Origin of the sequence: Pseudarthrobacter sp. C1 (assembly GCF_034720455.1) — a bacterium.
GTDB lineage: Bacteria > Actinomycetota > Actinomycetes > Actinomycetales > Micrococcaceae > Arthrobacter.
On record NZ_JAYESK010000004.1, the window covers coordinates 176,278 to 190,766 of the forward strand.

12 protein-coding genes are annotated in these 14,489 nt (G+C 64.1%); 9 read left to right on the forward strand and 3 right to left on the reverse strand.

The window, feature by feature from the left end; all coding sequences use genetic code 11:
* Positions 1–10: 10 nt before the first annotated feature.
* A complete protein-coding gene (locus U7114_RS08480; protein ID WP_157242045.1) occupies positions 11–433 on the reverse strand; it encodes a VOC family protein in 423 nt (140 codons plus the stop codon).
* A 19-nt stretch (positions 434–452) separates the two neighbouring features.
* Here U7114_RS08480 and U7114_RS08485 point away from each other — a divergent pair, with 19 nt between their 5' ends.
* Entirely contained in the window at positions 453–773 is a 321-nt protein-coding gene (locus U7114_RS08485; protein ID WP_157242046.1) for a chorismate mutase, read from the forward strand.
* A 19-nt stretch (positions 774–792) separates the two neighbouring features.
* Here U7114_RS08485 and U7114_RS08490 read toward each other — a convergent pair whose 3' ends face one another.
* On the reverse strand, positions 793–1,182 hold the full coding sequence (locus tag U7114_RS08490) for a hypothetical protein (protein WP_157242047.1): 390 nt from the start codon (positions 1,180–1,182) through the stop codon (positions 793–795).
* 157 nt (positions 1,183–1,339) lie between these two features.
* Here U7114_RS08490 and U7114_RS08495 point away from each other — a divergent pair, with 157 nt between their 5' ends.
* The 6 genes from U7114_RS08495 (at position 1,340) to pdxS (ending at position 9,575) form a co-directional block, all read left to right on the forward strand.
* The gene (locus tag U7114_RS08495; protein WP_157242048.1) at positions 1,340–1,675 is read left to right on the forward strand and encodes a DUF6504 family protein; all 336 of its coding nucleotides are present in this window, start codon (positions 1,340–1,342) and stop codon (positions 1,673–1,675) included.
* On the forward strand, positions 1,672–5,160 hold the full coding sequence (locus U7114_RS08500) for a DNA polymerase III subunit alpha (protein ID WP_323057093.1): 3,489 nt from the start codon (positions 1,672–1,674) through the stop codon (positions 5,158–5,160). The genes U7114_RS08495 and U7114_RS08500 overlap by 4 nt, the downstream gene beginning before the upstream one ends.
* 116 nt (positions 5,161–5,276) lie before the next feature.
* Positions 5,277–7,286 carry a threonine--tRNA ligase gene (thrS, locus tag U7114_RS08505; protein ID WP_321213643.1) on the forward strand — a complete coding sequence of 670 codons (2,010 nt, stop codon included), beginning with the start codon at positions 5,277–5,279 and terminating at the stop codon, positions 7,284–7,286.
* Between the two features lie 18 nt (positions 7,287–7,304).
* The gene (locus U7114_RS08510; protein ID WP_321213642.1) at positions 7,305–7,892 is read left to right on the forward strand and encodes an HIT domain-containing protein; all 588 of its coding nucleotides are present in this window, start codon (positions 7,305–7,307) and stop codon (positions 7,890–7,892) included.
* Positions 7,882–8,505 (forward strand): phosphatidylinositol phosphate synthase, encoded by a 624-nt coding sequence (gene pgsA, locus U7114_RS08515; protein WP_323057094.1) that lies wholly within the window; start codon positions 7,882–7,884, stop codon positions 8,503–8,505. Before U7114_RS08510 ends, pgsA begins: the two co-directional genes overlap by 11 nt.
* Before the next feature lie 143 nt (positions 8,506–8,648).
* Positions 8,649–9,575, forward strand: a complete 927-nt coding sequence (pdxS, locus tag U7114_RS08520) for a pyridoxal 5'-phosphate synthase lyase subunit PdxS (RefSeq protein ID WP_323057095.1) — start codon at positions 8,649–8,651, stop codon at positions 9,573–9,575.
* Between the two features lie 139 nt (positions 9,576–9,714).
* On the opposite strand, the gene U7114_RS08525 is transcribed toward pdxS, so the two are convergent.
* On the reverse strand, positions 9,715–11,727 hold the full coding sequence (locus U7114_RS08525; protein ID WP_323057096.1) for a M3 family metallopeptidase: 2,013 nt from the start codon (positions 11,725–11,727) through the stop codon (positions 9,715–9,717).
* 75 nt (positions 11,728–11,802) lie between these two features.
* Here U7114_RS08525 and U7114_RS08530 point away from each other — a divergent pair, with 75 nt between their 5' ends.
* Positions 11,803–13,104 carry a CapA family protein gene (locus U7114_RS08530; protein ID WP_323057097.1) on the forward strand — a complete coding sequence of 434 codons (1,302 nt, stop codon included), beginning with the start codon at positions 11,803–11,805 and terminating at the stop codon, positions 13,102–13,104.
* Positions 13,105–13,107: 3 nt separating this feature from the next.
* Positions 13,108–14,475 (forward strand): hypothetical protein, encoded by a 1,368-nt coding sequence (locus U7114_RS08535; protein WP_321213639.1) that lies wholly within the window; start codon positions 13,108–13,110, stop codon positions 14,473–14,475.
* The last annotated feature ends 14 nt before the right edge of the window (positions 14,476–14,489 follow it).

Below are 14,489 nucleotides of genomic sequence, written 5' to 3' on the forward strand. Positions count from 1 at the left end.
GCGGCAAGCGCTATACGGTGACCGCGCCGTCGTCGTCCACTCTCCAGGCGGGGTTGTAGGCAACCTCCCACCGGAAGCCGTCCGGATCGGCGAAGTATCCGCTGTACCCGCCCCACGGCTGGGTGATGGGCTCCGCGATGATGGCAGCCCCCGCCGCGGCCGCTTCTTCCATGACCCGGTCCACGTCCTCAGTGGACGGAAGGTTGTGGCTAAGCGTGATGCAGGGAACCGGACCGGGCGGACTGACGCCGGCGTCAGCCTGCATCTGGCGCACGTCCCACAGGGACAGCACCAAACCGTGGTTCACCTGGATGAACACAACATCACCCTCAAGTTCACGGTGGACCGGCCAGCCAAGGCCGTCCACATAGAACGCGCGGGAGGCGGAAACGCTGCGGACACCTAGTGAGATGAAGTCGACTCTGGGCTGCATGCTTCGATACTGTCAGACGATGGCGACAATTCAAGGAAATGATCGAGATGCTTTGGCCGACAAGGAACAGCTCGCTGCGGTCCGCATTGCTGTCGACGAGGTGGATGAGCAGATTGTCACCCTCATCGCCCGCCGGGAACGGCTGATCCGGATTGCCGGAACCCTCAAGGGTGATGACGCCGAGGTCCGTGCGCCCGGGCGCGTGGAACGGATCATTGAGCATGTCCGCTCGGCAGCCGAGAAAAAAGACATCGACCCGGACATTGTGGAGTCCACGTACCGGGCAATGATCTCCGGCTTCATCGAACTGGAAATGCGGGTCCACAAAGGGAACAGCTGAACTGCCCGCAAGCCCTTGTTTAGAGGTGTTCCTCCACGGGGACGCCGTGCTGGAATTCCCTGCCCTCGGCCTCGCTGAAGGCTGACATGACATGCCCCTTGCCAAGGCCGTTCAAGGCCGCCAGGGGAAAGCTGCCCGTAATGGTGCTGTCGGAGTGGGTCACACCGGACAGGTCGTAGTCTTCTTCGACTCCCTGTTCACGGTTGAATGAATAAAAGGCAATCGCCTCCCCGTTCATGAACTCAATGCATAGCCGCCGTTGTGTTGAATAGTCCGGAGTAGCCCCTACCAGACCTACCACGTAAGCACCGGACGCCGGGATGGTGCCGTCTATATTGAACGTGGCCACCACGGTGGAGTCCTGGGTTGAGATGCTTGCCTGCTTAAGAAGTGCGTCTTGGGTGCTCATGGCACCATCCTGCTCCCTGTCGATCGGTCCGTCCACCCTTGCGCGCCATTCTCCTCAGTCCTTCCCCTGAACCTTCTTTGCGCACGTTCAGGGCAGGGGTAGACTGGGCCTATTCGAACAAGTATTCGAATAAGCCAGATGAGATCCGGGAGGCGCCATGGGCATGTTCAGCCAATCCGTGGACGTCGAGTGCACCGCCGACGGCGAGCCGCAGCGCCTGCTGTGGGCAGGACGTTCCTATGCTGTTTGTGCTGAACCGGTGCGCTGGTACGAACGCCGGCAATGGTGGGCGGAAGAAAGCCGCGCTCCGCTTGGCAGCGGCCGCGGACTGGTGGACCACGAAATCTGGCGGGTCCAGGTGCGGCCTGACCACCCTGTCCGTGGAGTCCAGGAGCCGGAAGAAACCCTGACGCTTGACCTCACCAGGCATATCCAAAGCGGCCGCTGGCGGCTGCTGCGCATCCATGACGCACTCCGGCCCAGGACAGCATGAGTTTCACCCATCTTCACGTCTCCACTGCCTTCAGTGCGCACTACGGCGTCTCCTGGCCAGAGGAACTGGCGCAGGCCGCCGCCGCTGACGGTGCAACAGCCCTTGCCTGCACTGACCGTGACGGCATGTACGGAACCATCAAACACCTCAAGGCATGCATGGGAGCGGGCATCGATCCCATTGTGGGTGTTGACCTTGCGGTATTTGACGACGACGGCGATCACCGCACCCAGCTTGCCGGCAGGGTGGTAGTGCTGGCCCGGGGCAACAACAACGGGGCGGGCTACCGCGCGCTCTGCAGGCTGATATCAGATGCCCATGCCCGCACCTCCGGGAAATCCGGGGGAACAGTTCCAGCCGCCGTGACCAGGGCCGAACTTGCCTCCCGAACCCTCGATCCCCAAACCCTGAAACCGGTGCTGACTGTCCTGGTCGGGCCTGATTCCGACGTCGGCCGCGCCATGGGCGGGCGGCGCTACCTTCGTCCGCGCACCCTCTTCAAGCAATGGTTGGACGCCATGCCCGCAGGCACTTTGGTTGCCGAGATAGTTTCCCAGCTCAGCGCACCCGGAAAGCCCTTGAGTACCGCCCATGCTGTCCGCATGCTCAAGCTGGCAGAAGAGCATCATGTTCCTGCAATCCTGACAAACGCCGTAAGGTACTGCGCTGCAGACGGAGCGCCCACCGCGGATGTGCTCGACTCAGCCCGCACCCTGAAATCCCTGCCGCAACTCGCGGAAGAGCCCCTGCTGCAGCCAACAGGCCAAGGCTGGCTTAAATCCTCCGCGGAGATGCTCCGCCTGGGCAAGGAGATCATTTCTGCGGCAGGCTATGGTGCAGCGGACCTCAAGCAGCTGATGGCGCAGACCGAGGCGCTGGCGGACCTCTGCAGGATTGATCCGGTCACGGACATGGGGTGGAAGCAGCCCGTGGTGCCGGAAGCTTCAGTCATCGGGATCAGCCAGGATCCGCACCTTGAACTGGTCCAGCGGTGCCAGGCTGGAATCACCAGGCGCTTCCCGGGAATTACCGGCACTGCCGGACAAAGGATGCGCTCCCGGCTCGATCACGAACTGGGCATCATCCGCAACCTCGGCTTCTCCTCCTATTTCCTGACAGTTGCCGAGGTCTCCCGCATGATCCAGGAAATGGGAGTGCGGGCAGCAGCCCGTGGATCCGGCGCCTCAAGCCTGGTCAATTACCTGATCGACGTCAGCCAGGTGAACCCCCTGCAGCATGACCTCATTTTCGAACGCTTCCTGTCGCAGGACCGGGCAACCCTTCCGGATATTGACATAGACGTTGAAAGCGCGGAGCGGCACAACGTCTACCACCGGATTTTTGAGCGCTTTGGTGCTGAGCGGGTCACCCTGATGAGCATGCAGAATGGCTACCGGGCCAGGGGCGCAGTGCGGGACGCCGGCATGGCGCTGGGCATGGACGGCGACGAAGTGGGGGAGATTGCCAAGCAGTTGTGGCGCTTTTCTGCCCGCAATTTCCGTGAAGCGCTGCAGGAAAAACCTGAGCTCCGGGAGTTCGCCGGCCGGGTGGAACAGCGGGACCTGGATGGAAACCAGCAGCTTGATCTGCTGGTGGACCTGACGGAACGCCTTGACAGGCTGCCCCGGCATATTTCCATGCATCCCTGCGGCGTGATCCTTGGCGACGCAACCCTGCTGGACCGCACTCCTGTGCAGCCCAGCGGACTTGGCCTCCCCATGAGCCAGTTCGATAAGCACGACATGGATCCCATGGGAATGCTCAAGCTTGATGTCCTTGGGGTCCGGATGCAGAGCGCCATGGCTTTTGCCGTGCGGGAAGTCATCCGCATCCACCCCTCCAAGGAAGAAGTGGTGGCAGCCGGAAGGCATTCACCTGGTCCGGACGGGACCGGTCCCGACTACATTGCCGACAACGGGCGCATCGACCTCAATGCCGTCCCGCTGGACGATGAAGCCACCTTTGAACTGATCAGGAGCACCCACACCCTGGGCTGCTTCCAGATTGAATCGCCCGGGCAGCGTGAGCTCATTGGCAAGATGGCCCCCCGGGAATTCAACGACCTCATCATCGATATTTCACTGTTCCGCCCCGGCCCCATGAAATCGGACATGGTCCGGCCCTTCCTTGAGCACAGGCACGGATTCGCCCCCGAGGTGTACCCCCATCCGGACCTGAAACCGGTGCTCGCGGAGACCCACGGCGTCACCGTTTTCCACGAACAGATCCTGAAGACCTTCGACGTCATGACAGGCTGCGGACTGGCACGTGCGGACGAGTTCCGCCGTGCCCTGGGCAACGAGGTCCTTGAGTTGGGCGTGGAGGAGTTCTTCCGCAAAGCGGCCCGGGAAAGGGGCTACGCGCCCGTTGTGGTGGACAACGTCTGGGGAACCTTGAAAGCCTTCGGAAGCTTCGGATTCTGCAAAGCGCATGGTGCTGCCTTTGCAGTCCCCACCTACCAGTCGGCCTGGCTGAAGGCGCACCACCCCGAAGCATTCCTTGCCGGGCTGTGGGAGCACGATCCCGGGATGTACCCCAAAAGGCTGCTGGTAGCGGAAGCACGGCGCCTGGGCATCCCGATCCTCCCGTTGGACATCAACCGCAGCAAGGCAGAATACCGGGTGGAACGGGTAGAGCAAGGCCCGGATGCAGGAAAGCTGGGAATCAGGCTAAGCCTGAACGGCATTTACGGATTGTCCGCAACAGAACTTAAGCGGATCGTTGCCGGCCAGCCCTTTGACTCACTCGCAGACCTGAGGACACGGTCCAGGGTCAGCAAGCCCAGCATCAAGCGGCTGGCCCAGCTGGGCGCTTTTGATTCCCTTCACCGGGAGGCAGGCGGCAACGCAAACCGTGCGGACCTTGTCCAACACCTGCAAAAACTCCAAGGTGCCGGCAGCGGACGGAAAGGCGTGGAGGTTATCGAGGGTCAGCTCTCCCTGCCTTTGGGGGATGTTGAACTGCGCAACGTCAAGCCCGGGCTGCCGGCGCCTACCCTGGTGGAAACTGTGCGGGCCGAACTCGACCTGATGGCTGTTGATGTCAGCAGCCACCTGATGGACAGCCACCGGCCGATGCTCAACAGGCTGGGAGTCACCACGGCGGACAAGCTCCTCGGCCTGCGGAACGGGACGGAAGTATTGGTGGCCGGGGTTCGCGTGGCAACCCAGACGCCGCCCATGCGGGGCGGCCGGCGGGTAGTTTTCATCAGCATCGACGACGGCACCGGCTGCATCGATTCGGTCTTCTTCCATGAAGCCCAGGAAAAGGCAGGAATGCTCCTCTTTGGAACCCGGCTGCTCCTGATCCGTGGCACCACCAGGCGGACCGGCCCGCGGGGAATCAGCCTGAGCGCGAGCATGGCCTGGGACCTGAGCCGCGCCGAAACCTTGCCGTTCCAGGAGTCCCAGGCGCAGGAACCGGAGGCCCGGCACCCCCTGGACGGAATCACCCGGACCCTCGCCATCACGGGATTCGGCGGCTGATCCTCGGGTGCGCCGCGTTGGTCGGGCCTGAGCTGAACCGATAGCATTGACGATGGCTGGCTGTGGTCCCCGTATGCCACAAGCTATGAAGCCTTAACTTTGAATAGGAGACACCCGTGTCAGATGCCCAGCAGATCACCCTTCTCGTCGATGGCGAAGAGACCAAGGTGACTACCGGGACAACCGGTGCGGAACTCTTCTTTGAGCGCCGTGATGTTGTTGTTGCCCGCGTCAACGGCGAGCTTAAGGACCTGGACCAGGAACTGCCTGAAGGCGCCGACGTCGAGGGCGTCACCATCGATTCCCCGGACGGGCTGAACGTCCTCCGCCACTCCACCGCCCACGTCATGGCGCAGGCCGTCCAGCAGCTGCGCCCGGACGCCAAACTGGGCATCGGCCCGTACATCACCGACGGCTTCTACTTCGACTTCGATGTTGCCGAACCGTTCACTCCCGAGGACCTCAAGACCCTCGAAAAGATGATGCAGAAGATCATCAACCAGAACCAGAAGTTCGTCCGCCGTGTGGTCAATGAGGACGAGGCCCGCGAAGCCATGAAGGACGAGCCTTACAAGCTTGAACTCCTGGGCAAGAAGAACGAAGCCGCAGAGGCCGGCGAAGGCGTCAACGTCGAGGTCGGTGCCGGCGACATCACCATCTACGACAACGTGGAGCGCAAGGACGGGACCACCGTCTGGTGCGACCTTTGCCGTGGGCCGCACCTGCCCAACACAAAGCTGATCTCCAATGCCTTCGCCCTCACCCGTTCGTCCTCCGCCTACTGGCTGGGTAACCAGAAGAACCAGCAGCTGCAGCGGATCTACGGCACTGCGTGGCCTACCAAGGATGCCCTCAAGGCCTACCAGGAGCGCATCGCCGAGGCCGAACGCCGCGACCACCGCAAGCTTGGCTCTGAGCTGGACCTGTTCTCCTTCCCGGACGAACTCGGCTCGGGCCTTCCCGTCTTCCACCCCAAGGGCGGCATCATCCGCAAGGAGATGGAGGACTACTCCCGGCAGCGCCATGTTGAGGCCGGCTATGAGTTCGTGTACACGCCGCACATCACCAAGGGCCACCTGTACGAGGTCTCGGGCCACCTGGACTGGTACAAGGACGGCATGTTCCCGGCCATGCACGTGGACGCCGAACTCAATGAAGACGGCACAGTCCGCAAGCCCGGCCAGGATTACTACCTCAAGCCGATGAACTGCCCCATGCACAACCTGGTCTTCCGGGCCCGCGGACGCTCCTACCGTGAGCTGCCCCTGCGGCTGTTCGAATTCGGGTCGGTGTACCGGTACGAGAAGTCCGGCGTGGTGCACGGCCTGACCCGGGTCCGCGGCATGACACAGGACGACGCCCACATCTACTGCACCCGCGAGCAGATGAAGGATGAGCTCACCAAGACCCTGACGTTCGTGCTGGACCTGCTCAAGGACTACGGCCTGAACGACTTCTACCTGGAGCTCTCCACCAAGGATCCCGAGAAGTTCGTCGGTGACGACGCCGCCTGGGACGAAGCTACCCGGACCCTGGCCGAAGTGGCCGAGGAATCGGGCCTGGAACTTGTCGCTGATCCGGGCGGGGCCGCGTTCTACGGCCCCAAGATTTCCGTGCAGGCGAAGGACGCCCTGGGCCGGACCTGGCAGATGTCCACCATCCAGCTGGACTTCAACCTGCCGGAACGGTTCGAACTGGAGTTCCAGGCGGCAGACGGCACCCGCCAGCGGCCCGTCATGATCCACCGCGCACTGTTCGGATCGATTGAGCGGTTCATGGGAGTGCTCACCGAGCATTACGCCGGCGCCTTCCCCGCCTGGCTTGCCCCGGTGCAGGTGGTGGGCATCCCGGTGGCGGAAACGTTCAACGAGTACATGTTCGACGTCGTCGACCAGCTTAAGGCCGCAGGCATCCGTGCCGAGGTGGACACCTCCTCGGACCGGTTCCCGAAGAAGATCCGCACCGCCAGCAAGGACAAGATCCCGTTCGTGCTGATCGCCGGCGGGGATGACGCCGAGGCAGGCGCAGTGTCGTTCCGCTTCCGGGACGGAAGCCAGGACAACGGCGTGCCCGTGGCAGAGGCAGTCAAGCGGATCACGGAAGCCGTCCGTAACCGGACCAGCTAGCGGAAACGGAACAGCACGGTGCAGGAGAACACAGGCGCAGGGTATCCAGGCGATGCCGGCGTTACCGACGACTTTGACCTCGCCGGTGTCCCGGACGCCTTCCAGCGCCTGTGGACTCCGCACCGCATGGCCTACATCAAAGGCGGGCAGCACCAGTTCAAGAATGAGAACGACTGCCCCTTCTGCGTTGGCCCCGGACGGACTGACGAGGAAGCCCTTATCGTCCACCGTGGAAAGACCTGCTACGTGGTGCTGAACCTCTTTCCCTACAACCCCGGCCATCTCCTGGTGTGCCCGTACCGTCACATTCCCGACTACACAGACCTGACTCTCGACGAGACCGCCGAGTTCGCGGAACTCACCCAGACCGCCATGAAGGTCCTGCGGAAAGTGGCCAACCCGGGGGGCTTCAACCTGGGCATGAACCAGGGCGTCGTGGGCGGTGCCGGAATCGCGGCGCACCTCCACCAGCACATCGTTCCCCGCTGGGGCGGTGACGGGAATTTCTTCCCGATCATCGCCCAGACCAAGGCCATTACGCAGACCCTCGACGAGGTCCGCCAGCAGGTGGCCGACGCCTGGCCCGGGGAGACGGATGCTGAATAGGCATGCCCGCGGTTTCTTCACCGCACTGTTCACCCCGCTTGCCCGCTGGCTCCTCAAGATCGGTGTTTCGCCGGATGCGGTAACGGTCGTCGGCACGGCCGGCGTCGTGGTGGGTGCCCTGGCCTTCTATCCGCTCGGCCAGCTTTGGTGGGGAACCCTGTTCATCACCGCGTTCATCTTCTCCGATGTCCTGGACGGCATCATGGCCAGGATGCGGAAGGTGGGCAGCCGGTGGGGCAACTTCCTTGACTCCACGCTTGACCGGATCGCCGACGGCGCCCTGTTCGCCGGCCTGGCCGTGTGGTTCTTCACCGGCGGGGCGAACGTTCCCATCGCCGTGGCAGCCATGGTCTGCCTGGTCCTTGGCATGGTGGTTTCCTATGCCAGGGCAAAGGCCGAGTCGCTGGGGTTCACGGCCAACACCGGGATCGCGGAGCGGGCCGAGCGCCTCGTCTCCGTGCTGGTGGTTACCGGCTTCACGGGCCTTGGACTTCCGGAACTGGTGCTCCTGGTGACGCTCCTGCTGCTGGCCGTGGCCAGCTTCATCACAGTGGTCCAGCGCGTGCTTTCCGTCCGCCGCCAGTCCCTCGCCGAGCCGTCGCCTGCTGATTAACACGAATTAAGCCTGCTGGCCGCGGTGAGACTAGTATTAGGACTGCCCGGTCAATGGATCCGGCAACCCGGTGCGTGTACATCGGCATCTCCGTGCCGCCCTGCACCCCGGCGAAGGTCATCTATCTACCCATAGGGGTTTTTGTGTCTACACCTGATGTAAGCAGCGAAGCCGGTTCGTCCGCGAACAGCGTCACGGGCAGCAACCGCGTGAAGCGCGGTATGGCTGAGATGCTCAAGGGCGGCGTCATCATGGACGTCGTCAACGTCGAACAAGCCCGCATCGCCGAGGACGCCGGTGCCGTTGCTGTGATGGCGCTGGAACGCGTTCCGGCCGATATCCGGGCCCAGGGCGGCGTGTCCCGCATGTCGGATCCGGACATGATCGAGAAGATCATCGATGCCGTGTCCATCCCGGTCATGGCCAAGGCCCGGATCGGCCACTTCGTGGAGGCCCAGGTCCTGCAGTCCCTGGGCGTGGACTACATCGACGAGTCCGAGGTCCTGACCCCGGCCGACTATGTCAACCACATCGACAAGTGGAACTTCAAGGTTCCCTTCGTTTGCGGTGCCACCAACCTCGGTGAGGCCCTGCGCCGCATCAACGAGGGTGCGGCCATGATCCGTTCCAAGGGCGAGGCCGGCACCGGCGACGTCTCGAACGCCACCGGCCACATGCGCCAGATCCGTTCCGAGATCGCCAAGCTTGCGGCCCTGCCCGAGGACGAGCTGTACGTCGCGGCGAAGGAACTGCAGGCACCGTACGAACTGGTCAAGGAAGTTGCCGCCGCCGGCAAGCTTCCGGTGGTGCTGTTCACCGCCGGCGGCATCGCCACCCCCGCTGACGCGGCCATGATGATGCAGCTCGGCGCTGACGGCGTGTTCGTCGGCTCGGGCATCTTCAAGTCCGGCAACCCGGCCCAGCGCGCCGCCGCCGTCGTCAAGGCCACCACCTTCTTCGATGACCCCGACGTCATCGCCAAGGCCTCCCGCGGCCTCGGCGAAGCCATGGTGGGCATCAACGTCGACGAGATCCCCCAGCCCCACCGCCTCGCCGAACGCGGCTGGTAACAGCTTCAAAAGCAGTACGACGGCGGCGGGTCACCCGGGAAGGTGACCCGCCGCCGTCGTTCGTTTATCCCAAGTAGGTAGCGCTAAGTGTCGTTTTGGAGGTTCAAAACGACACTTAGCGCTACCTACTTGGAAACCCTTACTCCAGGCCGCGGCGCTTCAGCAGCGGTTCCAGGCGGGCGTCGCGGCCGCGGAGGCTGCGGAAGGATTCCAGGGGGTCCCGGCTGTTACCCCGTGACAGCAGCTCCTGGCGGAAGCGCTGGCCGTTCGCGCGTGTCAGGCCGCCGTTTTCGGTGAACCAGTCCACCGTTTCCGCGTCCAGGACCTCGCTCCAGATGTAGGAGTAGTAGCCTGCTGCGTACCCTGCGCCTGCGAAGACGTGCTGGAAGTAGCCGGTGCGGTAGCGCGGCGGAATCAGGGCGTGGGCGATTCCCGCGGCAGCGAGGGCCTTGTCTTCGAAAGCCAGGGCGTCTTCCGGAACATCGCCGGCCCCGAGGACATGCCAGGCAAGGTCCAGCAAGGCCGCGCCCAGGTACTCGGTGGTGGCAAAACCCTCGCCCCACAGCCGGGACTCGTTGAGCTTTTCCACGACGGTGGCCGGCAGCGGCTCACCGGTGGCGTGGTGGCGCGCATAATTTTCCAGGACTTCGGGCCACATGATCCACATTTCATTGACCTGGGACGGGTACTCAACGAAGTCGCGGGGAACTGACGTGCCGGAAAACCGCGGGTACGTAACGTTGGAGAAGAGCCCGTGCAGGGCGTGGCCGAATTCGTGGAACGTGGTCCGCAGCTCGTCCAGGGTCAGCAGGGTTGGCTCGCCGGCCGGCGGCTTGGAGATGTTCAGGTTGTTGATGACAACAGGCTTGGTTCCCAGCAGCGCCGACTGTTCAACCAGGGAATTCATCCATGCCCCGCCACGCTTTGACTCGCGGGTGTAGTAGTCGCCCAGGAACAGGCCCAGTCCCTCACCGTCCTCGTCCCGGACCTCCCAAATGCGTACATCAGGGTGGTAGCCGGAGAGGTCGTCCCGCTCGTGGAACGTGATGCCGTACAGGGATGTGGCGGCGAAGAAAACCCCGTCGGCCAGGACCCGGTCAAGTTCGAAATAGGGACGCAGTGCCTGTTCGTCCACCGCATACTTCCCGCGGCGGACCCTGGCGGAGTAGAAGGCCCAGTCCCAGGCCTCCAGCGGATGGCCCGCAGCCTCGGCCAGCGCCGCCGCTTCGGCGTCCGCGTTCCGCACCGCTGCCGGGGCCATGCGGCTAAGCATGGCCTGGACCGATTCGAAGTCCGGAGCAGTTTGGCGGTCCACCACCAGCTCGGCGTAGTTGGCAAAGCCGAGCAGCGATGCCTTCTCGGCGCGGAGCCGCGCCATTGATGTTGCCAGGTCCAGCACGTCGAGGCTGCCGCCGCTGCTGCCCCGGGCTACGGAGGCTTCGAAGAGCCGACGGCGGACGTCGCGGTTTTCGAGGGCGGCCAGGGCGGGCTGGTTGCTGGGCTGGATCAGCGTCAGCAGGAACTTCCCGTCATGGCCGGCCGCGCGGGCGGCCTCGGCAGCGCTGGCAATGTCATCCGCCGGCAGGCCGGCCAGATCCCCGGCATGGTCAAGCAGGATGGCGGCCGACTTCATTCCGTCCTTGACCCGCTGTCCGAACTCCGTGCCCAGCTGTGAGAGTTCGGCGTTGATGGCGCGGAGCCTCTCCTGGCCCGGGCCGTCAAGCTGGATGCCGGACTGCCGGAATTCCCTGAGGTATTCCTCCACCAGCCGGGTGGACTCGGCATCACATTGGGCCGTATCGATGGCGGCAAAGCGCTCGAAAAGTCCACGGTTCAGGAAGATCTCGTCCTGGTGGGCTGAGAAGAGCGGGGAAAGTTTCGTTTCGAGGTCCCGGATCCGGTCCGACGCGTCCGCTGACACCAGTGTGAAGAAGGACGCGGCGGCCCGGTCCAGCAGGCGGCCGGAGCGCTCCATCGCCAGTGCCGTGTTGTCGAAGGTGGCCGGTGCCGGGGTGTCCACGATTCCCTGGATCTCGGCCAGGTGTTCGGCGAGGCCCGCTTCGATGGCTTCCTCGTAGTGGGCGGGTTCGATCCCGGCGAAGGGAGGAAGTCCGTACGGCAGGGGACTGGGCGCCAGAAGGGGGTTGGTCATGAACTAAAACCTTTCACAGCAGGCCACGCTTCTCAATGTGCGCCACGCCACGCCGCCGTCCCTACAATGGCAGCTATGGGGACCATATCCGGCAGGGGGCCGGTGCATATCCGCGCCCATGCTTCCGTTTCGGCCTTGGCCGTTTCGGTGCTCCTGGCAGGGGCCTTGGCAGGCTGCGGCCTGTTGGCGGAGCAGGACGGGTCCACGGCCCGGGCGGGAAACTCCGCTTCCGCCGGGGCGGGTCCGGCAGCGGGCGGTTCCGGCAGTTCTGGTCCCGTGACGGCCACAACCCCTGCTCCGCCGTCCACACCGACACCCACCCCGACCCCCGGCAAAGGGCCTGCCTGCCCCGTGCTCCGCTGCACTTCGGTGCTGGTCACCGGAGACATGCTGGTGCACGCGCAGCAGGGACAGCACGACGCGGCGGCCGCAGGCAAGCCGGGAATGGACTTCGTGCCGCTCCTGGAAGGCCAGCGCAGGTACATCAACAACAGCGACCTCGCCATCTGCCACCTGGAAACTCCCGTATCCGGTCCGGACGGCCCGTTCTCGGCCTATCCCTCCTTCAACGTTCCGCCGCAGATCATTACCGCCTCAAAAGAGGTCGGCTACCAGGCCTGCACAACGGGCAGCAACCACACCATCGACCGCGGGACGGACGGACTGCTGCGAACCCTGGATACCCTGGACGCCGCCGGCCTCAAACACACAGGCTCCTACCGGACCGAGACCGAGTCCCAAAAGATCCTCATTATGCAGACGGCGGCGGCAAAGATCGCTGTTGTCCAGGGAACCTATGGGCTTAACGGGCTGGTTCCGGACCATCCCTGGCAGGTGGACATGCTCGATGCCCCCACCATGATCGCCAAGGCGGAGAAAGCGCGGGCGCAGGGGGCGGACATCGTGCTGGCGGCCATGCATGCGGGGGACGAATACGCCAGTGAACCCAACGTCCAGCAGCAGGAGGTGGCGCGTGCCCTGGCGGACAGCGGCCAGTTCAACCTGGTCTACGGACACCACGCGCACGCCGTGCAGCCCATTGAAAACTACAAGGGCACCTGGATCGTATACGGGCTGGGCAACGCCATCACGGAACTTTCCCCGTGGTATGTGGTCAACAATGAGGGCCTGCTGGTCAGGGTACAGTTCGGCCAGGACACGTCGGGCAGGTGGTCAGCCACGGACCTGGCCTGGGCTCCTTCGGTTATTGTCCGGGATCCCTACCGCTGGTGTTCGGTGGCCTCCGACGCGCCGCAGGGGCCCTGTGCCGGGCCGGAAGCCGACGCCGCGACCAGGGAGCGTACTCTGGGGGTGGTCGAGTCCATGGACGCCCCGTCCGCCGGCGCCCACGAACTCCTGGTAACGAAGGAGCCGTGATCCGTGGTGAACCCGCAGCCGGAGTCAGGAAGAGTGGCCGGGCATCCCGGCCTCCCCGTGCGGTGGACCGGGCCCGCCGGCATTATGGGCTTTTCCGCGGCCTATGCAGTCCTTTGGTACCTGATGCGGCCCGGAGGGGAGGCTGTGCCGGGCTACCTGGGACAACTCTTTGGTGGCGAGTCCATCCTGCTCTTTTCCATAGCGTTGGTCCTGATCAGTACGCTTCCGCAGGTGGAGCACATCTTCGGTGGCATTGACCACGCCGCCATCTGGCACCGCCGCCTTGCGATTACCGGAAGCCTGCTCCTGGTGCCCCACATCCAACTTGCCGCCAACCCCGCTGCCACCAGCGTGGGCAAGGCGCTGGCCGTCATCGCCGCAACCGGGCTTGCCGCCCTGGTGGTCTGGGCCGTCCTGCCTCGCTGGCGCACCATGCTGCCTGCCCCTGTCCGGCGGATGGTGCTCGACTTCCGCGAAGCCTGGCCTGTGCGGCTTCTTCGGCGCCTGCTTGGAGGCTATGAACGGTGGCGCGGCTTCCACCGCCTGACAGGACTTTTTGTCGCTGCCGGCTTTCTGCATGGCCTTTTGGACGCCAGCGCCTTCGATGCGGTACCAGGATTGCGCTGGAGCTACGTGGCCATCGGCGGCACGGGACTTGCCTTCTACGCCTACCGGGAACTCCTGGCGCGGCACTTCCTGCCCCACCACGATTACCAGGTGGAACGCGTCGACATCGTGGCGCCGGGCCTGGTGGAGGTTAGCCTCCTGCCACTGGGAAGGCCGCTGAAGTTCAAACCAGGCCAGTTCGCCATGATCTACCTGGAGACGAAGCAGGGATGGCAGCGGCATCCGTTTTCGATCTCGGGCTCCGTCCGGGAGCGCCGGATACGCATCACGGTCAAGGCCCTGGGTGATCACACCGCCGGCATGCCCGACGCGGTGCTCCCCGGCATGCCGGCGGTAGTCAGCGGACCCTATGGCCGCTTCGACCGCGACGCCGGGACCGGGCACCAGGTCTGGATAGCAGGAGGCGTGGGGATCACCCCGTTCCTTAGCTGGCTGCGTTCCCTGGAAGGAAAGCTGGAGGGCACCGTCGATCTGTTCGTCACCTCATCAGGCACGTCGCCCTTTGCCCAAGAAATCGCAGGTATCGCCAGGGCCCACCCTGGCCTTACGGTCCATTTCGTGGACACGGATACGGACGGGAGGCTGACTCCTGAGATGGTCCTTGGCTCCGTAGCCGTGGAACCTCGCCGCTTGTCTGTCTTCATGGGAGGTCCGGACAAGATGCTCCGCCAGTTTGGGAAGGCTTTTCGCGCCGCCGGTGTCCGCCGGGCGAACATACACCGTGAGTACTTTAACTGGCGCTGAGCGCTGACTGTCCC

Excerpts from the sequence above, each read along its gene's own strand:
- U7114_RS08490 (WP_157242047.1), bottom strand. The coding sequence starts at position 1,182 with ATGAGCACCCAAGACGCACTTCTTAAGCAGGCAAGCATCTCAACCCAG.
- U7114_RS08500 (WP_323057093.1), top strand. The coding sequence starts at position 1,672 with ATGAGTTTCACCCATCTTCACGTCTCCACTGCCTTCAGTGCGCACTAC.
- U7114_RS08495 (WP_157242048.1), top strand. The coding sequence starts at position 1,340 with ATGGGCATGTTCAGCCAATCCGTGGACGTCGAGTGCACCGCCGACGGC.
- pgsA (WP_323057094.1), top strand. The coding sequence starts at position 7,882 with ATGCTGAATAGGCATGCCCGCGGTTTCTTCACCGCACTGTTCACCCCG.
- U7114_RS08530 (WP_323057097.1), top strand. The coding sequence starts at position 11,803 with ATGGGGACCATATCCGGCAGGGGGCCGGTGCATATCCGCGCCCATGCT.
- U7114_RS08480 (WP_157242045.1), bottom strand. The coding sequence starts at position 433 with ATGCAGCCCAGAGTCGACTTCATCTCACTAGGTGTCCGCAGCGTTTCC.
- U7114_RS08485 (WP_157242046.1), top strand. The coding sequence starts at position 453 with ATGGCGACAATTCAAGGAAATGATCGAGATGCTTTGGCCGACAAGGAA.
- U7114_RS08525 (WP_323057096.1), bottom strand. The coding sequence starts at position 11,727 with ATGACCAACCCCCTTCTGGCGCCCAGTCCCCTGCCGTACGGACTTCCT.